The sequence below is a fragment of the Streptomyces sp. NPDC050703 genome, assembly GCF_040654435.1.
Lineage (GTDB): Bacteria > Actinomycetota > Actinomycetes > Streptomycetales > Streptomycetaceae > Streptomyces.
This window is the reverse complement of sequence record NZ_JBFAHX010000001.1, coordinates 166132-188842: the sequence shown is the minus strand read 5'-3', so window position 1 is coordinate 188842 and position 22711 is coordinate 166132. Positions and strand designations below refer to the sequence as shown.

At 71.3% G+C, this 22711-nt stretch carries 16 protein-coding genes; 6 read left to right on the top strand and 10 right to left on the bottom strand.

What is annotated here, in order from left to right:
- Window positions 1–2 precede the first annotated feature (2 nt).
- The 7 genes from AB0I16_RS00910 to AB0I16_RS00880 all read right to left on the bottom strand — a co-directional run bounded on the left by AB0I16_RS00910 (window position 3) and on the right by AB0I16_RS00880 (window position 8423).
- On the bottom strand, window positions 3–1847 hold the full coding sequence (locus AB0I16_RS00910; protein ID WP_363247135.1) for a branched-chain amino acid ABC transporter permease: 1845 nt from the start codon (window positions 1845–1847) through the stop codon (window positions 3–5).
- Between the two features lie 5 nt (window positions 1848–1852).
- Complete coding sequence (locus AB0I16_RS00905; RefSeq protein ID WP_363247134.1) at window positions 1853–2782, bottom strand: branched-chain amino acid ABC transporter permease; 930 nt, start codon at window positions 2780–2782, stop codon at window positions 1853–1855.
- Window positions 2783–2900: 118 nt separating this feature from the next.
- A complete protein-coding gene (locus AB0I16_RS00900; RefSeq protein ID WP_363247133.1) occupies window positions 2901–4151 on the bottom strand; it encodes a branched-chain amino acid ABC transporter substrate-binding protein in 1251 nt (416 codons plus the stop codon).
- Between the two features lie 290 nt (window positions 4152–4441).
- The gene (locus tag AB0I16_RS00895; protein WP_363247132.1) at window positions 4442–5083 is read right to left on the bottom strand and encodes a Tat pathway signal sequence domain protein; all 642 of its coding nucleotides are present in this window, start codon (window positions 5081–5083) and stop codon (window positions 4442–4444) included.
- Window positions 5080–5481 (bottom strand): hypothetical protein, encoded by a 402-nt coding sequence (locus tag AB0I16_RS00890; protein WP_363247131.1) that lies wholly within the window; start codon window positions 5479–5481, stop codon window positions 5080–5082. The genes AB0I16_RS00895 and AB0I16_RS00890 overlap by 4 nt, the downstream gene beginning before the upstream one ends.
- Window positions 5482–5599: 118 nt before the next feature.
- Window positions 5600–6073, bottom strand: a complete 474-nt coding sequence (locus AB0I16_RS00885; protein ID WP_363247130.1) for a hotdog fold thioesterase — start codon at window positions 6071–6073, stop codon at window positions 5600–5602.
- Window positions 6074–6128: 55 nt separating this feature from the next.
- Complete coding sequence (locus AB0I16_RS00880) at window positions 6129–8423, bottom strand: FdhF/YdeP family oxidoreductase (RefSeq protein ID WP_363247129.1); 2295 nt, start codon at window positions 8421–8423, stop codon at window positions 6129–6131.
- Between the two features lie 215 nt (window positions 8424–8638).
- Between AB0I16_RS00880 and polA the strand changes: the two genes are divergently transcribed.
- The 5 genes from polA (at window position 8639) to AB0I16_RS00855 (ending at window position 16132) form a co-directional block, all read left to right on the top strand.
- The gene (gene polA, locus AB0I16_RS00875; RefSeq protein WP_363247306.1) at window positions 8639–11302 is read left to right on the top strand and encodes a DNA polymerase I; all 2664 of its coding nucleotides are present in this window, start codon (window positions 8639–8641) and stop codon (window positions 11300–11302) included.
- A gap of 437 nt (window positions 11303–11739) precedes the next feature.
- On the top strand, window positions 11740–12789 hold the full coding sequence (locus tag AB0I16_RS00870; RefSeq protein ID WP_363247128.1) for a serine hydrolase: 1050 nt from the start codon (window positions 11740–11742) through the stop codon (window positions 12787–12789).
- Between the two features lie 181 nt (window positions 12790–12970).
- Window positions 12971–14782: a lytic transglycosylase domain-containing protein gene (locus AB0I16_RS00865; RefSeq protein WP_363247127.1), complete on the top strand. Its 1812-nt coding sequence runs from the start codon at window positions 12971–12973 to the stop codon at window positions 14780–14782.
- Between the two features lie 174 nt (window positions 14783–14956).
- Complete coding sequence (locus AB0I16_RS00860; protein WP_363247126.1) at window positions 14957–15091, top strand: SPW_0924 family protein; 135 nt, start codon at window positions 14957–14959, stop codon at window positions 15089–15091.
- A gap of 42 nt (window positions 15092–15133) precedes the next feature.
- A complete protein-coding gene (locus tag AB0I16_RS00855) occupies window positions 15134–16132 on the top strand; it encodes a DUF3068 domain-containing protein (RefSeq protein WP_363247125.1) in 999 nt (332 codons plus the stop codon).
- Between the two features lie 10 nt (window positions 16133–16142).
- Here AB0I16_RS00855 and hrpB read toward each other — a convergent pair whose 3' ends face one another.
- Both hrpB and AB0I16_RS00845 read right to left on the bottom strand, forming a co-directional pair.
- Window positions 16143–18701, bottom strand: coding sequence for an ATP-dependent helicase HrpB (gene hrpB, locus AB0I16_RS00850; protein ID WP_363247124.1), 2559 nt, complete (start codon window positions 18699–18701; stop codon window positions 16143–16145).
- Window positions 18702–18726: 25 nt separating this feature from the next.
- Complete coding sequence (locus AB0I16_RS00845) at window positions 18727–19548, bottom strand: class I SAM-dependent methyltransferase (RefSeq protein ID WP_363247123.1); 822 nt, start codon at window positions 19546–19548, stop codon at window positions 18727–18729.
- Window positions 19549–19890: 342 nt separating this feature from the next.
- Here AB0I16_RS00845 and rpsA point away from each other — a divergent pair, with 342 nt between their 5' ends.
- Window positions 19891–21399, top strand: a complete 1509-nt coding sequence (gene rpsA, locus AB0I16_RS00840) for a 30S ribosomal protein S1 (protein WP_062780336.1) — start codon at window positions 19891–19893, stop codon at window positions 21397–21399.
- Window positions 21400–21552: 153 nt separating this feature from the next.
- Here rpsA and AB0I16_RS00835 read toward each other — a convergent pair whose 3' ends face one another.
- Window positions 21553–22524, bottom strand: coding sequence for a right-handed parallel beta-helix repeat-containing protein (locus AB0I16_RS00835; RefSeq protein ID WP_363247122.1), 972 nt, complete (start codon window positions 22522–22524; stop codon window positions 21553–21555).
- Window positions 22525–22711 lie beyond the last annotated feature (187 nt).

The following is a 22711-nucleotide window of genomic DNA, read 5'->3' as shown; positions in this document are numbered from 1 at the left end:
GGTCAGGCCCCTGTCTTGCTGAGGACTGCGGGTGGCGGTGTCTCGCCGGGGGCGAGTTCGGCCTCGTGGAATTCGAGTTGGCGGCGTCGGTTGGGGATGAGGCCTTCGGGGCGGAATCGCATGAGGAGTACGAGGGCGAGTCCGAAGGCGAAGAGCTGGTAGTCGCCGAGGAAGGCGAGTTTGTTGGGGATGAGGTAGAGGAGTGCGGCGCCTACGAGGGGTCCGCTGATGGTTCCCATGCCGCCGAGGACGACGGCGGCGAGGAGGAACGCGGAGTTGGGTGGGACGGTGTTGGCGAATTGGTATTGCTCGGGGGTGACGGTGTAGGTGACGTGTGCTTGGACGGTGCCTGCGAGTCCGGCGAGTGAGGCGCCGAGTGCGAAGGCGATGAGTTTGACGCGGAAGCCGTTGATGCCCATGGCGAGGGCGGCGGTTTCGTCTTCGCGGATGGCGACCCAGGCGCGTCCGATGCGTGAGTCTCCGCTGCGGCGGAAGACGAGGACGACGACGAGGGTGATGAGCAGCATCAGGAAGAAGTAGTTGGCGAATCGGCCGATGGTGAAGCCGGCGATGCTGTGTTCGATGCCGAAGTCGAAGCCGAGGATTTTGAGGTTGGGGATGGAGCTGATGCCGTTGGAGCCGTTGGTGATGTCGGGTCCTGAGGCGCCGTCGGAGTTCATGGCGACGATGCGGAAGATTTCGCCGAATCCGAGGGTGACGATGGCGAGGTAGTCGCCGCGGAGGCGGAGGGTGGGTGCGCCGATGATGACGCCGAAGACGAGGGAGGCGGCGGCGCCGACGAGGATGGCTCCCCAGAAGGGGAGGTGGATGTCGAAGGGGCTGCTGGGGGAGCCGGAGACCATGGAGGCGGCGTAGGCGCCGACGCCGAGGAAGGCGACGTATCCGAGGTCGAGGAGTCCGGCGAGGCCGACGACGATGTTCAGGCCGAGGGCGACGGTGGCGAAGATGAGGATGTAGACGCCGATGGTGGCGTATTGGTCGTCGCTCTGGGTGAAGGGGAATGCGGCGGCGGCGAGGAAGGCGCCGATGAGGGTGATGTTGCGGTGGCGTGCGGTGTAGACGGAGATCTGGGCGACGAGTCCGGCTTTGGCGAGTGCGGCGAATCCGAGGCCGACGGAGATGAGGAAGCCGATGAAGAGTTCGTCGTATTCGGTGCCGATGCCGTAGGTGAAGACGAGGAGGCCGGTGGCGAGGGCGGTGATGATGATGAGGATTTCGAGGTACGAGTTGAGTCGGCGTGGGGTGGGTGGTGCTTCGGCGGCGAAGGCGCTGCGCAGGACGGTGGTGCCGTTGCGTATGCGGTGTTTGAACTGTTCGAGGCCGGTGTCTTCGGGGTCGATGGGGTAGGTGTGGGGTCGTGGGAAGGGGAGGGCGAGGGCGCCGGTGAGGGCGGTGAGGGTGGCGATGGCGGCGATCCAGCCGCCGGGGTCGAGGTTGGCGAGTCCGCCGAGTTGGACGCTGATGGCGAGGACGGTGTACCAGGTGGTGGTGAAGGCTGCGAGGGCGGCGTATTTGGTGGCGGCGTCGGCGTTGCCGGGTGTGATGGCTCGGATGCCCTTGATGTCGTAGGAGGCGAGTCCGAAGAGGGTGGTGAGGGCGCCGGTGATGAGGACGAGCCATTGGAGGCCGCCGGGGTAGCCGTAGACGGTGAGGTCGCCGGGGAATGCGGCGGTCCAGGTCCAGGCGAGGAAGGCGGAGACGACGGTGAGGGCGCCGCCGCCGGTGGCGAGGGCGCGGGCGGTGGTGGTGGGGAGGGGGATGAGGCCGGTGGCCGGCTTTTCCTTGTGGGGGTGGGCGTTGTCGGCCGTGGTGGTGTGTGTGTTCATGGTTCTCACGCCCTGTCCGCGACGCGCTCGCCGAGCAGGCCTTGGGGCCTGACGAGGAGGACGACGATGAGGAGTACGAACGCCCAGACGTCGGCCCAGGACTGGCCGCCGAGCTTGTCCATGCCGGGGATGTTGTTCATGTAGGCGGTGGCGAGTGCTTCCGCGACGCCGAGGACGAGGCCGCCGATCATGGCGCCGTAGATGTTGCCGATGCCGCCGAGGACTGCGGCGGTGAAGGCTTTGAGGCCCCAGAGGAAGCCCATGCGGAAGTTGACTTCGCCGTAGCGGAAGCCGTAGGCGACGGCGGCGATGCCGGCGAAGGCGGCTCCGAGGGCGAAGGCGACGACGATGACGCGGTCGGTGTTGACGCCCATGAGTTTGGCGGTGTCGGGGTCTTGTGCGGTGGCTTGCATGCCGCGGCCGACGCGGGTCTTCATCACGAACCAGCCGAGGGCGAACATGCAGATCGGTGCGGCCACGACGAGGAAGACGTCGCCGGGCTGGATGGTGACGCTGCCGATGTGGATGGAGTCGCCGGGGATCTCGGGGAAGGTGCGGGATGATTTGGCGTTGGGGTACCAGGCCCAGATGGCTTGCTGGAGGGCGAGGGAGAGGCCGATGGCGGTGATGAGTGGTGCGAGTCGGGGGGCGCCGCGCAGGGGGCGGTAGGCGAAGCGTTCGGCTCCGACGGCGACGGTGGTGGAGACGATGACGGCGCCTATGAGCATGAGGGGTATGGCCACCCACATGGTGGTGCCGCCGGGGAGCCAGAGCCAGACGGTGAGGGCGCCGAAGCCGCCGACCATGAAGATCTCGCCGTGGGCGAAGTTGATGAGCTGGACGATGCCGTAGACCATTGTGTAGCCGATGGCGATCAGGCCGTACATGGATCCCAGTAGCAGGCCGTTGACCAGCTGTTGCGGCAGTTCGTGCACCGCAGGTCCTCCGAGTCTTTCGAATAACGACGGATGACGACACGTGTCGGATGTGACGCCGCGCGGGGCGCTGTCGGGCAGCGCCCCGCGCGGCTGTGTCGTGGCTGCGGGTGGTGGGTCAGCCGGTGAAGGTGCCGGACTCGACGGGCTTCCAGCCCTTGGCGGGGTCGGTGGTGTCCTTGACCTGGTAGACCGTGAGTTGCTTGTTGGTGGCGTCGCCGTATTCGTCGAAGGAGACCTTGCCGGTCACGCCGTCGAAGGAGACGTCTTGCATGGCGTCGACGATCTTGGCGCGGGCGTCGGAGGGCAGTTTGCCGTCGTTGTCCTCGACGACCTTCTTGACGGCTTCGATGATGGCCCAGGCGGAGTCGTAGGAGTAGCCGCCGTAGGCTTCGTAGGCTTCCTTGTAGCCGGCCTTCTTGTAGTTGGCGATGAACTCCTTGGCGGAGGGGAGTTCTTCTACGGGCTGGCCGACGGAGGTGGCGTAGTCGCCCTTGCCGTCCTTGCCGGAGAGCTTGATGTAGTCGGCGCTGTAGATGCCGTCGCCGCCGACGAGGGGGATCTTGGCTCCGGCCTTCTTCATCTGCTTGCTGAGGGGGCCGGCGGCGGGGTACTCGCCGCCGTAGTAGACGACGTCGGCGTCGGAGTTGCGGATCTTGGTGGCGACGGCGCCGAAGTCCTTGGTGTCGGGGTTGACGTGTTCGGTGCCGGCGACCTTGCCGCCGAGCTTGGTGAACTCGTCCTTGAAGGTGGCGGCGAGGCCGGCGCCGTAGGTCTTCTTGTCGTCGATGACGAAGACCTTCTTCTTCTTGGCCTTGTTGTACAGGTACTGCGCGGCGAAGGGGCCTTGGATGGCGTCGGTGGTGGCGGTGCGGAAGTAGGCCTTGTAGGGGCGGACCTTCTTGCCGCCGTTCCAGTCCGGGCCCTGGGTCATGGCCGGGTTGGTGTTGGCGGGGGAGACCTGGACGAGTTTGGCGTCGTCGAAGACCTTCTGCATGGACTCGCCGACGGAGGAGTTGAGGGGGCCGACGGCGCCGAGGATGTCCTTGTTGGCGACGAACTTGGTGGCGTTCGTCTGGCCGGAGGAGGGCTGGCCCTGGTCGTCGGCGGACTCCATCTTGAAGGTGATGCCGTCGACGTAGTCCTTCTGGTTGGCCTGTTTGACGGCGAGGTCGACGGAGTTGCGGATGCCGAGGCCGAGTGCGGAGAGGTCACCGGTCAGTGGCGCGTCGACGCCGATGACGACTGTGGTGCCGCCGCCCCCGGCGTCGTCCTTGTCCTTGCTGTCGTCGCGCGAGCCACAGGCGGTGAGGGTGAGGGCCCCCGCGGTGAGTGCGGCGGTAATGGCTATGAGCGAACGTTGACGCACGATCAGTCCTTTCCCTGGCACGGCTGTCCCTTGTTGGGATGCCGAGTCGAGCGCGGAACCGAACTGACAGGAATCCGGTGGGCGCGGTGACTGGCCGTGACTCTAAGGGTGGCTTTGTGCCAGGTGGAGTGGTCGGACCAAGGCTGTGACGCTCTTGTTATGCCACGGAGTATTCCGGGCTGGAACGGGAGGGGTGGTTGGGGCTGAATCCAGCCTCATTCGTCCGTTCTCGGCGTATCCACATGCTGAGAACTCCCAGCGCAACTTGCAGGAGTGTCGGGGTGTTTGACTCATGACAGCGGTGTTCGCGGGCATGCGGCGGTCAGCGCTCCGGAAAGATCGTTCGCGTATTCCGGACCGAGGATGTAACTGTGCTTCTCGTTTGCGCGCGCATTACGCAGTGTTACTTCCAGGAAAGGGAGTCCGGCATTCCGTGGCACTTCTCCGCATTCGCGAATGTGCATCGTGATGATCAACTTCCGGGGTTTTCCTGTTTTCACCGCGAATGGGGTGGGCGGTGATGCGGTCACCGAAAGGGCTGCCGAGGGCTGGGCGACGCGGCGGACGGTCGTGGGCGGGGCCGCCCCCTGCCGGAAGATGACGGCGAAGGTGAAGTTCCGGTCCCCGGCGTGCGGTCGTGACATCTCGCCGGCGTATGCCACCGACACGCTCTGCGACGGCCAGGGCGGGAGCGGCTCGGGCGGCGGTGCCGGCCGCGTCAGGTACAGGGTCACTCCGGCGGCGCCGGCGCAGGCTGCCGCGACCGCGGCGAGGGCGGTGCGGCGGTGCGGGGCGCGGCGGGGGGAGAGGCGGTGCGGGGAGAGGTGACGCGGGGAGAGCCGGCGCGGGGAGAGCCGGGGGAGCGGGGGCGCGGGGGTGCTCTCGCGGTCGTAGGTGTCCTCGCCCGGTTCGACGGGGCCGATGGCGTTCACACCCAGGGCCCGCCGCTCGGTCCGCCGTCCTGGTGGCGTTCGGCGCAGCGTTCGCGCGCCTGCCGGTCGATCAGCTTGCGTCCGGCCGCCTCGGAGCCTTCCTCGCGCTCGGCGCGGGCGGCGTCCAGGATGTCGCGCAGGATCGTGTACTGCCCGTTGGACAGGCCCATCGACTGGTAGTCGCCGTACGTCGAGTCGCGCGCTGCGTACAGCTGCCGGGCCCACTTGGTGATGATCGCGGTGCACAGCTCGGCGGGGGAGGTGGTGCGGGCGGAGGGTGTGGGGGCGGCGGTGCCGTCGGCGTGGCCGGGGTCCGGGCCGGGATCGGCGCAGGCGGCCGTCGTGAGGGTGAGGGTGGTGGTGAGGGCGAGCGCACAGAGCCGTGTCCGGTGCCTCATGCGACGACGCTAGACCGGGGTGCGCGCGCCGACAATGGTGCGCGCGGCTCCGGCGTAACCCGGTGCCCGGCTGCTCTCCTCGGCGGTGCCGGGGAGCGGCCGGGCCCCGGGGTGGTGGTCAGTGGGGTGCGCCGCCGTCGGGGGCGTCCCGCAGCATGCAGGTCAGGCGGGCGCTGCAGACCCGCTTGTCCTGTTCGTCGGTGATGACGATCTCGTACGTGGCCGTGGAGCGGCCCCGGTGGACGGGGGTGGCCACTCCGGTGACCAGGCCGGAGCGGGCGCCGCGGTGGTGGGTGCAGTTCAGGTCCACGCCGACGGCGAGCTTGGTGATGCCGCCGTGGAGCATGGCGCCGACGGAGCCGAGGGTCTCGGCGAGCACCGCGGAGGCGCCGCCGTGCAGCAGGCCGTAGGGCTGGGTGTTGCCTTCGACGGGCATGGTGCCGACGACGCGCTCGGCGGAGGCTTCGAGGATCTGGACGCCCATGCGGGTGCCGAGGTGTCCCGCGGAGAACAGGGAGGGCAGGTCCACGCCGAGTGCGGCGTACTCGTCGATGACTTCCTGCGGGAACTTCACGCTGTGCTGCTCGCCCATGGGCCCGGCTCCGTCCGTTCGTCGTCGCACCTGTCGCTGAGCAAGCGCTCAGCCATCACTGGGCGAACGCTTGGTCGACCGCCGATTGTTCCAGGCGTACGACGACGGACTTGCTGGCAGGGGTGTTGCTGGTGTCCGCGGTGGCGTCCAGTGGCACCAGGACGTTGGTCTCGGGGTAGTACGCGGCGGCGCAGCCCCTCGCCGTGGGGTAGTGCACGATCCGGAAGCCGGGCGCGCGGCGCTCCACGCCGTCCCGCCACTCGCTGACCAGGTCGGCGTAGGCCCCGTCGGGGAAGCCGAGTGCGCGGGCGTCGTCGGGGTTGACGAGGACCACGCGGCGGCCGTTCCTGATGCCGCGGTAGCGGTCGTCGAGGCCGTAGATGGTGGTGTTGTACTGGTCGTGCGAGCGCAGGGTCTGCAGCAGCAGCCGCCCTTCGGGCACGGCCGGGTACTCGACGGGGGCGGCCGTGAAGTTGGCCTTGCCGGTGGCGGTGGGGAAGCGGCGCTCGTCGCGCGGGGCGTGCGGCAGGGCGAAGCCGCCGGGGGCCGCGACCCTCGCGTTGAAGTCCTCGAAGCCGGGGACCACGCGCGCGATGCGGTCGCGCACGGCGGCGTAGTCCCGCTCGAACTCCTCCCAGGGGGTGCGCGAGGCGCTGCCGAGGACGCGGCGGGCCAGGCGGCACACGATGGCGGGCTCGGAGAGGAGCGCCGGGCTCGCGGGCCGCAGGCGGCCGCGGGAGGCGTGCACCATGCCCATGGAGTCCTCGACGGTCACGAACTGCTCCGTGCCGCCCCGGACGTCGCGCTCGGTGCGGCCGAGGGTGGGCAGGATCAGGGCGCGGGCGCCGGTGACGGCGTGCGAGCGGTTCAGCTTGGTGGAGACGTGGACGGTCAGGCGGGCCTTGCGCATGGCCGCCTCGGTCACCTCGGTGTCGGGGGAGGCCGCCACGAAGTTGCCGCCCATGGCGAAGAAGACCTTCGCGTCGCCGTCGCGCAGGGCGCGGATGGCGCGGACGACGTCCAGGCCGTGGTGGCGGGGCGGGGCGAAGCCGAACTCCTTCTCCAGGGCGTCGAGGAAGGCGGGCGCGGGCCGCTCGAAGATGCCCATGGTGCGGTCGCCCTGCACGTTCGAGTGGCCGCGGACGGGGCAGACGCCGGCGCCGGGGCGGCCGATGTTGCCGCGCAGCAGGAGGAAGTTGACGACCTCGCGGATGGTGGGCACGGAGTGCTTGTGCTGCGTCAGGCCCATCGCCCAGCACACGACGGTGCGCTCGGAGGCGAGGACCATGCGCAGGGCTTCCTCGATGCGGGCGCGCTCCAGGCCCGTGGCCTTCAGGGTGTCGTCCCAGTCGGCGTCCCGCGCGGCGGCGGCGAACTCCTCGTACCCATGGGTGTGGGCGTCGATGAACTCCTGGTCGACCGCGCCCTCCGTCTGGAGGATGAGCTTGTTCAGGAGGCGGAAGAGGGCCTGGTCGCCGCCGAGGCGGACCTGGAGGAAGAGGTCGGTCAGGGCGGTGCCCTTGAGCATGCCCTGCGGGGTCTGGGGGTTCTTGAAGCGCTCCAGGCCCGCCTCGGGCAGCGGGTTGACGGTGATGATTCTCGCGCCGTTGTGCTTCGCCTTCTCCAGGGCGGAGAGCATGCGCGGGTGGTTCGTGCCCGGGTTCTGCCCGGCGACGATGATCAGGTCCGACCGGTGGAGGTCGTCGAGGAGGACGCTGCCCTTGCCGACGCCGAGCGTCTCGGTCAGGGCGGAGCCGGACGACTCGTGGCACATGTTCGAACAGTCGGGGAGGTTGTTCGTGCCGAACTCGCGGGCGAAGAGCTGGTAGAGGAACGCGGCTTCGTTGCTGGTGCGGCCCGAGGTGTAGAAGACGGACTCGTCCGGGCTGTCCAGCGCGGTGAGCTCCTCGGCGACGATGTCGAAGGCCCGCTCCCACGAGACCGGTTCGTACCGCTCGGCGCCCTCCGCGAGATACATCGGGTGGGTGAGGCGGCCCTGCTGGCCCAGCCAGTAACCACTGCGGGTGGCGAGGTCGGCCACCGGGTGCTCGGCGAAGAAGGCGGGCGTGACGCGGCGCAGCGTGGCCTCTTCGGCGACCGCCTTCGCGCCGTTCTCACAGAACTCCGCCTTGTGGCGGTGGTCCGGCTCGGGCCAGGCGCAGCCGGGGCAGTCGAAGCCGTCCTTCTGGTTGACGCGGAGCAGGGTCAGGGCGGTGCGGCGCACGCCCATCTGCCGCTGCGCCGTCTTCAGGGTGTGACCGATGGCGGGAAGGCCCGCCGCCGCGTGCTGCGCCGGGGCGACCTGCGGCGCGTCCTGGACCGGATCGCCCTTGGGCGGCTTGCTTGCCATGGTCGGCTCCCCTTCGAGCACGGGCGTGAGCTACGTCCTTCGATCCTCGCACGCGGCGGTGACATCGCCGGGTCCGGGTGCCGTGGAGTCCGGGACTGTCAGTGGGGCGTGGCAGGATCGGGGACGTGGCAGAAACAGCAGCGAAGAAGAAGTCCGAGACCGCGGCGACGAAGGCCGGCGAGGCGAGCGCCGGGCAGCGCCCGCGCCTGCTCCTCATGGACGGGCACTCCCTGGCCTACCGGGCGTTCTTCGCGTTGCCCGCGGAGAATTTCACGACGGCGACGGGCCAGCCGACGAACGCGATCTACGGCTTCGCGTCGATGCTGGCGAACACGCTGCGCGACGAGGCGCCCACGCACTTCGCGGTGGCGTTCGACGTGTCGCGCAAGACGTGGCGCTCCGAGGAGTTCTCCGACTACAAGGCGAACCGCTCGAAGACCCCGGACGAGTTCAAGGGGCAGGTCGAGCTGATCGGCGAGATGCTCGACGCGATGCACGCGGTGCGTTTCGCCGTCGAGGGCTTCGAGGCGGACGACGTCATCGCCACGCTCGCCACGCAGGCGGAGGCGGCCGGCTTCGAGGTCCTCATCGTCACGGGCGACCGGGACTCCTTCCAGCTCATCACCGACCACGTCACGGTGCTGTATCCCACGAAGGGCGTCTCGGAGCTGACCCGCTTCACCCCCGAGAAGGTCCAGGAGAAGTACGGCCTCACCCCCAGCCAGTACCCCGACTTCGCGGCGCTGCGCGGCGACCCGTCGGACAACCTCCCCGGCATCCCCGGCGTCGGCGAGAAGACCGCCGCGAAGTGGATCAACCAGTTCGGTTCCTTCGCCGACCTGGTCGAGCGCGCCGAAGAGGTCAAGGGCAAGGCCGGGCAGAACTTCCGCGACCACCTGGAGGCGGTCAAGCTCAACCGCCGCCTGACCGAGATGGTCCGCGACGTCGAACTGCCCAGGACGGTCGACGACTTGGAGCGCGCTCCGTACGACAGGACGGCGCTCGCCATGGTCCTGGACACCCTGGAGATCCGTAACCCCTCGCTGCGCGAGCGGCTCCTCGCCGTGGACCCGGGCGCCGAGGAGGCCGAGCAGACCCCGGCCGAGCCCGGCGTCGAGCTGGACGGCGCGGTGCTCGGCGCGGGCGAGCTGGCCCCGTGGCTGGCCGAGCACGGCAAGGCGGTCCTCGGCATCGCCACGGTCGACACCTGGCAGCTCGGCTCGGGCACGGTCACCGAGGTGGCGCTCGCCGCCGCCGGGGGAGCGGCCGCCTGGTTCGACCCGGCCACCCTGGACGAGGCGGACGAGAACGCCTTCGCGGCGTGGATCTCCGACCCGGCCAAGCCCAAGGTCATGCACAACGCCAAGTCGGTGATGCGGGTCTTCCCCGAGCAGGGCTGGAGCGTGGACGGCGTCACCATGGACACCGCCCTCGCCGCGTATCTGGTCAAGCCGGGCCGCCGCTCCTTCGCCCTGGACGCGCTCTCCCTGGAGTACCTGGGCCGTGAGCTGGCGCCCGCCTCCGCCGCCGACGGGCAGCTCGCCTTCGGTACGGAGGACGACGACCGGGCCGAGGCCGACTCGCTGATGTCGCAGGCCCGCACCGTCCTCGACCTGGGCACCGCCTTCGGCGAAAAGCTGCGGGAGGTCCGCGCCAGCGAGCTGCTCGCCGACGTCGAGCTGCCGACGTCCGCGCTCCTGGCCCGGCTGGAGCGGCACGGCATCGCCGCCGACCGCGCGCACCTGGAGGCGATGGAGCAGCAGTTCGCCGGAGCCGTGCAGCAGGCGGTGAAGGAGGCGCACGCCGCCGCGGGCCACGAGTTCAACCTCGGCTCGCCCAAGCAGCTCCAGGAAGTCCTCTTCGGCGAGCTGAACCTGCCGAAGACGAAGAAGACCAAGACCGGGTACACCACGGACGCCGACGCCCTGGCCTGGCTCGCCGCCCAGACGGAGAACGAGCTGCCGGTCATCATGCTCCGCCACCGCGAGCAGGCGAAGCTGCGGGTCACCGTCGAGGGCCTGATCAAGTCGATCGCCGCGGACGGCCGCATCCACACCACGTTCAACCAGACGGTCGCGGCCACGGGCCGCCTCTCCTCCACGGAGCCGAACCTCCAGAACATCCCCGTCCGCACGGACGAGGGCCGGGCGATCCGGCGCGGCTTCGTGGTCGGCGAGGGCTTCGAATCGCTGATGACCGCGGACTACAGCCAGATCGAGCTGCGCGTCATGGCGCACCTCTCCGAGGACGAGGGCCTCCTGGAGGCGTTCACCTCCGGCGAGGACCTGCACACCACGGTGGCCTCGCAGGTCTTCGCCGTCGAGCGTGACGCCGTCGACGCCGAGATGCGCCGCAAGATCAAGGCCATGTCCTACGGCCTGGCGTACGGCCTCTCCGCGTTCGGCCTCTCCCAGCAGCTGAACATCGACGCGGGTGAGGCGCGGGGCCTGATGGACACCTACTTCGAGCGGTTCGGCGGGGTGCGGGACTATCTGCGCCGCGCGGTCGACGAGGCCCGCGCCACGGGGTTCACGGAGACGATGCTCGGCCGCCGCCGCTATCTCCCCGACCTCAACAGCGACAACCGCCAGCGCCGCGAGATGGCCGAGCGGATGGCGCTGAACGCCCCGATCCAGGGCACGGCGGCGGACATCGTCAAGATCGCCATGCTGAACGTGCACCGTGCCCTGACGGAGGCGGAGCTCGACTCCCGCATGCTGCTCCAGGTCCACGACGAAATCGTCCTGGAGATCGCCCCGGGCGAGCGCGCCCGGGTGGAGGAGCTGGTGCGCAGGGAGATGGCGGGAGCGGTGACGCTGCGGGCTCCGCTGGACGTGTCGGTCGGGGTGGGCCCGAACTGGGAATCCGCGGCGCACTAGCCCTCCCGGGCGGGGCAGCGGTCCCTGCCCGAGGCTTCGCCCCTGCCGAGCTTCGCCCCTTCCCGGGGCTTGCGGGTTCGTGTTCGGTCGCGGGTGCGTCCGGGGTGTTCGCGCGGTTCCCCGCGTCTCTTGGCGGGGGCTTCGCCCTCTTCCGGGGTTGGGGGGTGCCCCGTGAGGGGCGCGGGGAACTGCGCGGTCGGCCACGATGCGCCTGTAGGTGTACGGGCACCGGAGGCCCGTGGCGGTGGTTGCGCCGGGGCTTGCGGGTTCGTGTTCGGCCGCGGGTGCGTCCGGGGTGTTCGCGCGGTTCCCCGCGCCCCTTGCCCGGGGCTTCGCTTCTGCCAGGCTTCGCCCTTTCCGGGGCTGACGAGGGACGGCCTCACTCGCGTGGGGGTCGCCCCCGCGCCCGGCACCGCGGACGCGGCAAGGATGGCGAAATGATCCCTAGCCTGCCGAAGCGCCGCCGCTCCGTGCTCGCCGCGGCACTCGCCGCGGTCCTCCTGGCCCCGGTGCCGGTGACCGCCGCCGAAGCCGGCCACGCGCAGGGCACCGGCGCGGCCACGGGCACGGCAGCCGGAGTGGCGGGCGGCGCGGCCACGGGCACGGCGGGCGGCGCGGCCACGGGCACGGGCACGGGCACGGGCACGGACCTGTGTACCGCCGACGGGGACCGGACCCTCGCCGGCCGGATGAGCCAGGACATCAGGGCGGCGCTGGCCCACCGGCGGGGCACCGTCTCCATCGCCGTGTACGACAGCCGCACCCGCACCGTCTGCCGGCTGGCGAACCACCGCCGCTACGACTCGGCGAGCATCGCCAAGGTCCTGATGATGGAGGCCACGCTGCGCCGGGCGCAGGGGTTGCGGCGCTCGCTCACCTCCTGGGAGCGGGCGAAGATCCGCCCCATGATCACCCGCTCGGACAACGAGGCCGCCCGGCGGCTCTGGGCCGACCTCGGCCACGCCTACCTCAAGCGGTTCCTGCGCGTCGCGGGAACGACCCGCACCACCCCGGGCTCCTACGGCTACTGGGGGCTGACCGCCACCACGGCCGCCGACCAGCTGCGCCTGCTCGGCGCGCTCGCCGACGACCGGGGCGTCCTCACGGCACGCGCGCGTGCGTACGGGCTGCGGCAGATGGCCGACGTACGGCGCGACCAGCGCTGGGGCGTGCCGGCGGGGGTGCCGCGCGGCGTCCGCGCCCACCTCAAGAACGGCTGGCTGCCGCGCGCCAAGCACGGCTGGCGGGTGCACAGCATCGGCACGTTCGCCGGCGACGGCCGCACGTACCGCATGGCGATCCTCTCCCACGGCAACCCCTCGATGGCCTACGGCGTACGGACCGTGGAACGGGTCGCGCAGGCGGTGCACCGCAACCTCAACAGGGGCCGCGCCGTCGGCCAGGACTTCACGCCGGAGAGCGAGATCAGCGAGGTTCCGGACGGTTCGGCTCCGGCGGAGAGGCCGGGCGGCGGCCCCATGACGTAACAGCCCTGTCGCGACCGTCGGTCAACCGGTAAAAACCGGGCACGAACGGGTGCCCGGGCGCCGGAAGTTGTCGTAGTGTCGCCAGGGTCACCCCGCCGGGGAGCACGCGCGCACGTAGGCAGGCGTGTACGGAGGCGGGGTCGGCGCGCAACGGTCTGCGAAGGGGAGGGGTGGCTCGGTCATGGCGCCGGTATTGGGCAGGCGGCTGCGGAGGGGAGCGGTGACCAGCGCGGTCGCCGCGGCGGCGGTGGCGGCGCTCGCCGCGTCGCAGGCTCCGGGCGTGACGGGTGTCCCGCGCGACGGGACGGCGGCGGGAGCCGCGGACGCGCCCTCGCCGTCGGGCGACTCGGCGACCGGTGACTCGCCCTACTACACGGATCTGCCGCCCCTGCACAGCCCCGTGCCGCCGACCGGCGCCCCGCCGAACGGCGGTGACAAGGAGGTGGAGGCGGGCCTGCCCGCCACCGTCCTCGACGCATACAAGAAGGCTGAGTCCGCCCTCGCCGAGTCCAAGCCCGGCTGCAACCTGCCCTGGCAGTTGCTCGCCGCCATCGGCAAGGTCGAGTCGGGCCAGGCCCGCGGCGGCCGTGTCGACGCCGACGGCACGACGCTCAAGCCGATCCTCGGCCCGCCCCTCAACGGCATCGGCTTCGCGAAGATCACCGACACCGACAAGGGCGCCTACGACGGCGACACGACGCACGACCGCGCGGTCGGCCCCATGCAGTTCATCCCTTCGACGTGGGCGTTCGCGGGCCGGGACGGCAACGACGACGGCAAGAAGGACCCCAACAACATCTACGACGCGGCGCTCGCGGCCGGCCACTACCTGTGCGCCAACGACCGTGACCTGTCCGTCGCCGCCGACCTGCGCCAGGCGATCCTGAGCTACAACCGCTCCACGGAGTACTACAACACCGTCCTGTCGTGGCTGGAGTACTACCGCAAGGGCACCCACGAGGTCCCGGACGGCAAGGGTGTGCTGCCGGACGACCGCAGCGACGAGAACGTCCCCGGCGCGAGCCCGACGCCGGTCACCACGCCCCCTCCGTCGACCACCCCGAAGCCCGGCGGGTCGAACAAGCAGGACAAGCCGAAGAACCCGGACGGGCCCGGCGGCTCCGGCAAGCCGACGGACCCGACCACCCCGGGCAACGGCGGCGGCACGGGACCCACCACGCCCCCGTCCAGCGGCGGCTCCGAGACCCCCGGCCCGACCCCCTCGCCCTCCGAGCGGGTCGCCCGCCTGGAGAACGCGGGCACCGGCAAGCTCTCCGCGACGGCGGGCGACGCCTTCGCCGGGCGCGTCTCGGTGCGCGCGGAGGCCAAGTCGGGCGCGGCCGTCGGCAAGGTCAAGGTGAAGTTCAGGGTCGTCGGCGACACCGACACCCGCTTCGAGGGCGGGGTGCGCAGCGTCTACGTCACCACCAACGCCGCGGGCAAGGCCACCGCTCCCGCGCTGAGGGCGGGGGAGAAGACGGGCGCGTTCGCCGTGCGGGCCACGGTCGTGGGCCGGAAGCTGCCGGGCCTCGACGTCGCCGGCGAGGTCACCGCGCGCCGGGCCGACGCCCTCAAGAGGACCAGCGACAAGGCCCTGACCTGCGCGCCGGGCAAGGAGTTCGCGGACCGGGTCGAGGTCAGGGCCACCTACAAGGGCGAGGCGGCCGACGGCGTCGCGGCCACCGCCACCCTCGTCAAGTCCGCGGCGGACGCGACCGTCAACGACAAGGGCCCCTACTTCAAGGACGCGGACGGCAGGCCGGTGCGCGCCCTGAAGGGCCTGAAGACCGACCGCGACGGCCTGCTGCGGCTGCCGAAGCTGTACGCGGACGACGCGGCGGGCACGTACGTGCTCCGCGTCGTCACCGAGGGCGGTGCCACGCTCACCGTCGAACTGAAGGTCGCGGAGACGGCGGCACCGGACGCCACGACCGCACCCGGCGCCACGACCGCACCGGACGCCCCGGAGGCGACGGACGGGCCCGCCGCCTGACCCGCCCCCGCGACGCGGGACGCCCGCGAAGCCACGAGAGGACCGCCCCCGCGCCGACCACGGCGCGGGGGCGGTCCTCTCGTGCGACGTGTTCTCATCTGGCCGCCGCGTTGCTACGGTGCCCGGACCTGACGCCCTATCAGTTCCCGTCGGAGTCCGGCAGAAAGGCCCCGTATGCGCGCTCTCGTCGCCGCCGCCATCGGGCTCGCGGCAGCGTTCGCCCTGGTCCTGACCGTCACGGCGATCGGCGCCCCGCCGGGCGAGACCTCACCGGAGCCGCTGCTCACCACGGTGCCCGAGCACCCCTAGCCACCGCCCAGAGCCCCGTAGACGGAGGGAGGGCCCGTCGCGATGCGCCGCAAGGCAGGCCTCGTCCTGCTCGCCTTCGCCGTGTTCTTCACGGCCATGTCACCGCTCACGCGCTGGTACGCCTTCCCGCGCCTCGCGAAGATCCCGCCGGGCCAGTACCAGGACGCGGTTCTGGAGGCGGAGAACCCCACCCTGATCGACTACGGGACGATGACCGCCAAGAAGATCGACAAGGTCACCATCGTGCAGACCCTCAAGGGCAACGTGGAGGCGTCCGAGAAGATCGAGGAGAGCACCGACCGCGACGTCGTGGTCTGGGACGCCCTCAGCTACGTCGAGGACGACAAGGGCAAGATGGTCTCCAAGATCCCCGAGCGCTACATCTTCGACGCCCACAGCCAGGAACCGGTGCACGCGGCGGGGGAGTCCGTCGACGGGGACCCGGTCAGGCGCCAGGGCATCGAGTTCAAGTGGCCGTTCCTGACCGAGAAGCGTGACTACGCGTACTTCGACGCGCAGGCCCGCGTCACCAAGCCCATCCACTACAAGGGGACGCGGAACTTCCGGGGCCTGGAGGTCTACTACTTCGAGCAGACCATCCCCTGGACGAAGGTCCCCTTCCCCAAGACGATGCCGGTCAAGGGCATCACCGCGGAGTCGCTCAGCGAGACCGGCACGACACGCTGGTACACCACCGTCCGCAAGTTCTGGGTCGAACCGGCCACCGGGGCACCCGTCTACGGCGAGGAGATCCAGAAGAACGAGCTGCGCGGCGGCACCCTCCTGGGCGACCGCGACAAGCTCACGGTCTTCGAGGGGCACGTGAAGATGCGCGGGGACTACGTCGAGGACACGGTCGACCTCGTCACGTCCCAGCGCGTCCTGGTGCTCCTGCTGACCTCCTACCTGCCCTGGGGCTTCCTCGGCCTCGGGCTGCTCCTGCTCGCCCTCTCGCTCTGGCTGGAGGCCCGCGGCCGCGGAAGGGGCGGCCCCGGACCGACGGCCTCCAGCGGCACCGCACCGCAGCCGGCCACCGCCTAGGCGCGGGGCGTCACGCACCCGCCTCACGACGCGCCTGGCGGGCCTTGGTGTACCGGGTCGGCTCCGCTGCCGCGGGGTCCTCGGGCCAGGGGTGCTTCGGGTACCGGCCGCGCAGCTCGGCACGGACCGCGCGGTAGCCCTCGCGCCAGAACGACGCGAGGTCGGCCGTGACGGCCGCCGGGCGCCCCGCGGGGGAGAGCAGATGGACCTGGACGGGCACGGCCCCGTCCGCGATCCGCGGAGTCTCCGCCAGGCCGAACATCTCCTGGAGCTTCACCGCCAGGACGGGCCGCTCCGGATCGGCGTAGTCGAGCCGCACACGCGACCCGCTCGGCACTTCGAGGCGCTCGGGGGCCAGCTCGTCCAGGCGCACGGCCTGGCCCCCGGCCCACGGCAGCAGCCGCGCGAGGCACTGCCCCGCGTCGATCCCGCCGAGGTCGGAGCGGCGCCGCGCCCGCGAGAGCTCGGGCTCCAGCCACTCGTCCACGCACGCGTGGAGAGCGTCCTCCGACACGTCGGGCCAGGGCGCGCCGAGGTGCCGGCGCAGGAACGCCAGCCGCTGCCGCAGCTCACGCGCCCCACGGGACCACTTCAGCAGCTCGGTCCCCTCATCCCGCAGCCCGCTCAACAGACCTTGTCGTACGAGACGGGGCTCCGGGTCACGGAGCGGGCGGGCGCTCAGCTCCACCGCTCCGAGGTACTCGACATGCCGCGCCACGAGATCGCCCCCGGACCAGGCCACCTCGTCCCCCGCCCGGTACAGCGCCGCGGCGGCGCTCCGCGCGACGTCCTCGTCGATGGGCGCGCCCAGCAGCACGCGCGCGTGGCCGGCGCCGACGGGACGGTCCGCGGCGGCCACGGCCAGCCAGGGGGCGCCGGTCAGCGCCGACCCCGGCCGCAGCTCGGCACGGGTTCCGCCGGCCATGAGATAGGCCCCGCCACCGACCCGCCGGGCCACCCGCTCGGGAAAGGCCAGCGCCGCCACGGCCCCCGCAGCCGCCTCCACGGCACCGCCCCCGCGGACGCCCCCCTTCCCGCCCGCCTGCCCCCCGGCGGTGGTCAGGGCCCCGGCCAGCCGCCTCGTCTCCGCGCGCCACCGCCCCGCGTACCCGTCCCCGCCCCGGCGCGCCGACCGCCACGCCGCGCCCAGGTCGTCCCCGTACTCCCGCGGCGGTTCCTCGCTCAGCAGGGCGACGGCCTCCGCGGCCTCCCGCGGGCCCACCAGGGGCGCCGCGTCGAGGAGGGCGCGGGCCAGGCGCGGATGCAGGCCCACCCGGGCCAGCCGGGCGCCGCGCTCCGTGACCCGCCCCGTCTCCGCGTCCACCGCCCCGACCGCCGCGAGCACGCCACGCGCCGCCGCCATCGCACCGCCGGGCGGCGGGTCGAGCAGAGCGAGCCCAGAGGCGTCGGGATCGCCCCAGCAGGCCGCCTGGAGGGCGAACGCGGTGAGGTCGGCCACCTTGATCTCCGGCGCCGGAAAGCGCGGCAGGCGCCCGTCCTCGGCCTCCGCCCAGCAGCGGTAGACGGCGCCCGGCGCCTCGCGCCCCGCCCGGCCCGCGCGCTGCCGCCCCGCCGCCTGCGAGGCGCGCACCGTCGCGAGGGCGCTCAGCCCCCGGGCGTGGTCCACGCGCGGCTCGCGCGCCAGCCCCGAGTCCACGACCACGCGCACCCCCGGCACCGTCAGCGACGACTCGGCCACGGACGTGGCGAGCACGACCCGGCGGCCCGCGGAACCGGCGAGGACCGCGTCCTGCACCGCGGCGGGAGCCCGCCCGTGCACCTGGAGCACCTCCACGCCCAGGCCGTCGAGCTGCCCGGCCACCCGCGCGATCTCGCCGGCCCCGGGCAGGAAGCACAGGACGTCCCCGTCCCGCTCGGCGAGGGCCCGCCGCACCACGGACGCCACATGCGTGAGCAGCGCGGGGTCGACCCGCATGCCGTGCGGGGGCCGCACGGGAGCCGCGGGCGGCGCCCAGACGACCTCCACCGGGTGGCTGACGCCCCGCGCCTCCACCACGGGCGCGTCCCCGAGGACCCGCGCCCAGCCCGCCGCGTCGGTCGTCGCGGACGCGGCCACCAGACGCAGCTCGGGCCGGAGCGCGGCCCGTACGTCGACGAGGAAGGCCGCCACGGTGTCGGCGTCCAGGTGCCGCTCGTGGCACTCGTCGATGATCACCACGTCCACGCCGTCCAGCTCCTGGTCGCGCTGGAGCCGCTGGAGCAGGACACCGGTCGTGACGACCTCCACGCGCGTGTGCGGGCCCACGACGCGCTCCCCGCGCACGGTGTGGCCGACGCGGTCGCCCACCTGCTCGCCGAGCAGCCAGGCCATGCGCCGGGCGGCGGCCCGCGCGGCGATCCGCCGCGGCTCGGCGACGACGACACGGCGTACGCCGGTACTGGCGCCCGCCACGTCGACCAGGCCCGCGAGCGCCAGCGGCACCAGCGTCGTCTTGCCGGTGCCGGGCGGCGCGCAGAGCACGGCGCTGCCGGGGCCCTCCAGAGCGGTGCGGAGGGCGGGCAGCGCCTCGCGGACGGGCAGGTTCAGTGCGGCGGCGTCAGGGATCACCCGGTCAGTCTCAGGGATGATCCGGTCAGTCCCGTACGCACACGTAGATGGCCGTACCCGGGATCAGGTTGCCGCGCAGCGGGGACCAGCCGCCCCACTCCTGGGTGTTCCAGGCGGGCCACTCCGGCTCCACGATGTCGACCAGGCGGAAGCCACCCGCCACGATGTCCCGCACCCGGTCGCCGATGGTCCTGTGGTGCTCCACGTAGACGGCGTTCCCCTCCTCGTCCTGCTCCACGTACGGAGTGCGGTCGAAGTAGGAGGCCGCCACGGAAAGGCCCTCGGGGCCGGGCTCGTCGGGGAAGGCCCAGCGGATGGGGTGCGTGGCGGAGAAGACGAACCGGCCGCCGGGCCGCAGCACGCGGTGCACGTCCTTGAGGACGAGCACCGGGTCGGCGACGAAGGGCAGCGCGCCGTAGGCGGAGCAGGCCAGGTCGAAGGAGCCGTCCCTGAAGGGCAGCACCCCGGCGTCGGCCTGCACCAGCGGCACGGAACCGCCGATGCGCAGCGCGTGCTGGAGCTGGCGGTGCGAGAGGTCGAGGGCGACGGGCCTGGCACCCTGGGAGAGCAGCCAGCGCGAGCACTGGGCGGCGCCGGCGCCGATCTCCAGGACGTCCTTGCCCTTCAGCTCCTCGGGCGGGCCGAGGAGCTCCGCCTCCACCTCGTCGAGCCCCTCGGGGCCCCACACGAAGCGGTCGTCGCCGAGGAACGTGCCGTGCTCGATCTGGTAGTCGTCGGCGTTCCGGTCCCACCAGCCGCGGTTGGCGCGGCTGCTCTCGGTGACGTCTGCCTCACGGCGGGTGGCTTCCGGCTCGGGCGGTTCGGACTCTTGGATGATCGGCTCCATCGTCGTAATCTTCGTCGGACCCGTCGCGAGGGCGCGCCGTGCGGCCCGTGTGGCCTCATGTGACAGGTTTTGTGCCGGGTATGCGGCGATCCGCCCCGGGTGTGCGCCTTCGCGCATTGACCCTGCCCGGCTGCCCCCGTATGCTACAAGTTGCGCTGCGAGCCTGCGCTCCTCAGACATAGCAGGCTGCGCTCGCGTCTGTTGTATGTCCCCTCGGTTGTCGAGGCGCCTTCCGTTTTCCGGGAGTCGCGCTTCCTAGGCTGTCCGGCTTCTGCAGAGCGAAATCGGCTCCGGCGTTGCAGTACCTACGACTTCAATGTCCGTACCGGAGCCCTTACCCACATGACGAGCAGCACCGAGACCACCGCCACCACCCCGCAGGTAGCGGTCAACGACATCGGTAACGAGGAAGCCTTCCTCGCCGCGATCGACGAGACGATCAAGTACTTCAACGACGGCGACATCGTCGACGGCGTCATCGTGAAGGTCGACCGGGACGAGGTCCTGCTCGACATCGGTTACAAGACCGAAGGCGTCATCCCGAGCCGCGAGCTCTCCATCAAGCACGACGTCGACCCGAACGAGGTCGTCGCCGTCGGTGACGAGATCGAGGCCCTGGTTCTCCAGAAGGAGGACAAGGAAGGCCGTCTGATCCTGTCCAAGAAGCGCGCTCAGTACGAGCGTGCCTGGGGCACGATCGAGAAGATCAAGGAAGAAGACGGCATCGTCACCGGTACCGTCATCGAGGTCGTCAAGGGTGGTCTCATCCTCGACATCGGCCTCCGTGGCTTCCTGCCGGCCTCCCTCGTCGAGATGCGCCGCGTCCGCGACCTCCAGCCCTACGTGGGCAAGGAGCTCGAGGCCAAGATCATCGAGCTGGACAAGAACCGCAACAACGTGGTCCTGTCCCGCCGTGCCTGGCTTGAGCAGACCCAGAGCGAGGTCCGCCAGACCTTCCTCACGACCCTGCAGAAGGGCCAGGTCCGCTCCGGCGTCGTTTCCTCGATCGTCAACTTCGGTGCGTTCGTGGACCTCGGCGGCGTCGACGGTCTCGTGCACGTCTCCGAGCTCTCCTGGAAGCACATCGACCACCCCTCCGAGGTTGTCGAGGTCGGCCAGGAAGTCACCGTCGAGGTCCTCGACGTGGACATGGACCGCGAGCGCGTGTCCCTGTCGCTCAAGGCGACGCAGGAAGACCCGTGGCAGCAGTTCGCCCGTACGCACCAGATCGGGCAGGTCGTCCCCGGTAAGGTCACCAAGCTCGTTCCGTTCGGTGCGTTCGTGCGCGTCGACGAGGGCATCGAGGGCCTGGTCCACATCTCCGAGCTGGCCGAGCGCCACGTGGAGATCCCGGAGCAGGTCGTCCAGGTCAACGACGAGATCTTCGTCAAGGTCATCGACATCGACCTTGAGCGTCGCCGGATCTCGCTGTCGCTGAAGCAGGCCAACGAGTCCTTCGGCGCCGACCCGTCGGCCGTCGAGTTCGACCCGACCCTGTACGGCATGGCCGCGTCCTACGACGACCAGGGCAACTACATCTACCCCGAGGGCTTCGACCCCGAGACCAACGACTGGCTCGAGGGCTACGAGACCCAGCGCGAGGCCTGGGAGACCCAGTACGCCGAGGCGCAGCAGCGCTTCGAGCAGCACCAGGCCCAGGTCATCAAGAGCCGCGAGGCCGACGCGCAGGCCGAGGCCGAGGGTGCGGCGGCTCCGGCCGGCGCCGCTCCGGCCGCGTCCGGTGGCGGCGGCGGTTCGTACTCCTCGGAGTCGGACGACAACTCCGGCGCCCTGGCTTCGGACGAGGCGCTCGCCGCGCTCCGCGAGAAGCTGGCCGGTGGCCAGAGCTGAGGCTCGCCCCTGGGCGTAGCTGAATAGCGCTGCGGGCCCGCGTTTCCCTTCGGGGGGACGCGGGCCCGTTTCGCGTGCCGGGGGCTTGTCGCGCGGTTCCCCGCACCCCTTCAGGGACCCTCCGGGTCCTCTTCCGGGGCTCCGCCGCCACTGCTACGGCGTGACCGGGATGTTCGTCAGGCCCCTGCCGCCCGTGACCGTGTTGTCGGCGTGGACCGTCGTCTCGCAGCCGCCGCGGTGGTTCGTCACGTTGATGGCGAGCCGCTTGTCGCCCGTCGCGCCCGTCAGCGTGGACCTGTTGCCGCGGAAGACCGTGCCGCAGCCCCAGCCGGACTGCTGGGAGTGGGTCTCGTAGCCGTTGTTCGTGGTGTTCTTGCCGGTGTTGTTCTCGATGACGTAGTCGTTGCCCTTCACGTCGACCCATGAGTCGTCGTAGTGGACGCCGGTCAGGCCCTTGCCGTCGAACGTGTTGCCCGCGACCTTGCCGCCCGTGGTGCCCTCCTTGATGTCGACCGCCTCGCCGCCGACGCCGGGTCCGATCGTGTTGCCGAGGATCTGGACGTTGTCGCTCCTGTCGGAGAGCGTGTTGGCGGTGCCCACGTAGATGCCCTCGCCCATGCCGCGGCCGTCCTTGCCCGTGTCGTACACGCGCGAGTTCCTGATCACGCCGTCGCGGCTCGACTTGCGGAAGTGGACGCCCTCCATGGCGAGGCCGTGCACCGTGACGCCGTCCACGACGACCCCGCGCGCCGAGTCGATCATGATGCCCTTCTGGCCGCCGGTCACGGTGATGCCCTTCACCGTCCAGTAGGCGGCCCCGTTCAGGTGCAGGCCGTAGCCGCCGCCCGCCTTGAGCACCGCCCTCGGGGAGCCGGTCAGCGTGATGCGGGAGCCGGCGCCCGCCGCCACCGAGGTCGCGAAGTTCCCGGCGTAGTCTCCGTCGGCCAGATGGATCGTGTCGCCGGGGAAGGCGTCGGTGAGCGCCGCCTTGAGCTGGGCGGCGGTGGACACCTCGATGGTCCGCGCGGGTGCCGCGCCGGGAGCGGCGGTCGCGCTCGCGGCGGGGCCCGCGGTGGCGGCCGTCGCGGTCAGCAGGGCGGTGAGCAGTGCTCGTCGGGTGCGCATGGGGGGTGGCCTTCCCGTCCGGAGAGGGCGTTCCCGTGCGGTTCTTCCACGTGAACGCCGGGTGTGCACATGAACGTAGAGGTGCGACATGTCCGCGTCAAGGTAGGGGGCCGGGGTTGGGTGTGCGGCGCGTGCGGGTGAACTGGCCGCCCCCGTAAGCGTGTTCGTGGGGACGGAATCGCGCCGC

Bases quoted from the DNA above. Each gene is read 5' to 3' on its own strand.
- AB0I16_RS00910 (WP_363247135.1), bottom strand. From the start codon at position 1,847: ATGAACACACACACCACCACGGCCGACAACGCCCACCCCCACAAGGAA.
- AB0I16_RS00890 (WP_363247131.1), bottom strand. From the start codon at position 5,481: ATGAGGCACCGGACACGGCTCTGTGCGCTCGCCCTCACCACCACCCTC.
- AB0I16_RS00885 (WP_363247130.1), bottom strand. From the start codon at position 6,073: ATGGGCGAGCAGCACAGCGTGAAGTTCCCGCAGGAAGTCATCGACGAG.
- AB0I16_RS00880 (WP_363247129.1), bottom strand. From the start codon at position 8,423: ATGGCAAGCAAGCCGCCCAAGGGCGATCCGGTCCAGGACGCGCCGCAG.
- polA (WP_363247306.1), top strand. From the start codon at position 8,639: ATGGACGGGCACTCCCTGGCCTACCGGGCGTTCTTCGCGTTGCCCGCG.
- AB0I16_RS00870 (WP_363247128.1), top strand. From the start codon at position 11,740: ATGATCCCTAGCCTGCCGAAGCGCCGCCGCTCCGTGCTCGCCGCGGCA.
- AB0I16_RS00865 (WP_363247127.1), top strand. From the start codon at position 12,971: ATGGCGCCGGTATTGGGCAGGCGGCTGCGGAGGGGAGCGGTGACCAGC.
- AB0I16_RS00860 (WP_363247126.1), top strand. From the start codon at position 14,957: ATGCGCGCTCTCGTCGCCGCCGCCATCGGGCTCGCGGCAGCGTTCGCC.
- AB0I16_RS00855 (WP_363247125.1), top strand. From the start codon at position 15,134: ATGCGCCGCAAGGCAGGCCTCGTCCTGCTCGCCTTCGCCGTGTTCTTC.
- AB0I16_RS00845 (WP_363247123.1), bottom strand. From the start codon at position 19,548: ATGGAGCCGATCATCCAAGAGTCCGAACCGCCCGAGCCGGAAGCCACC.
- rpsA (WP_062780336.1), top strand. From the start codon at position 19,891: ATGACGAGCAGCACCGAGACCACCGCCACCACCCCGCAGGTAGCGGTC.
- AB0I16_RS00835 (WP_363247122.1), bottom strand. From the start codon at position 22,524: ATGCGCACCCGACGAGCACTGCTCACCGCCCTGCTGACCGCGACGGCC.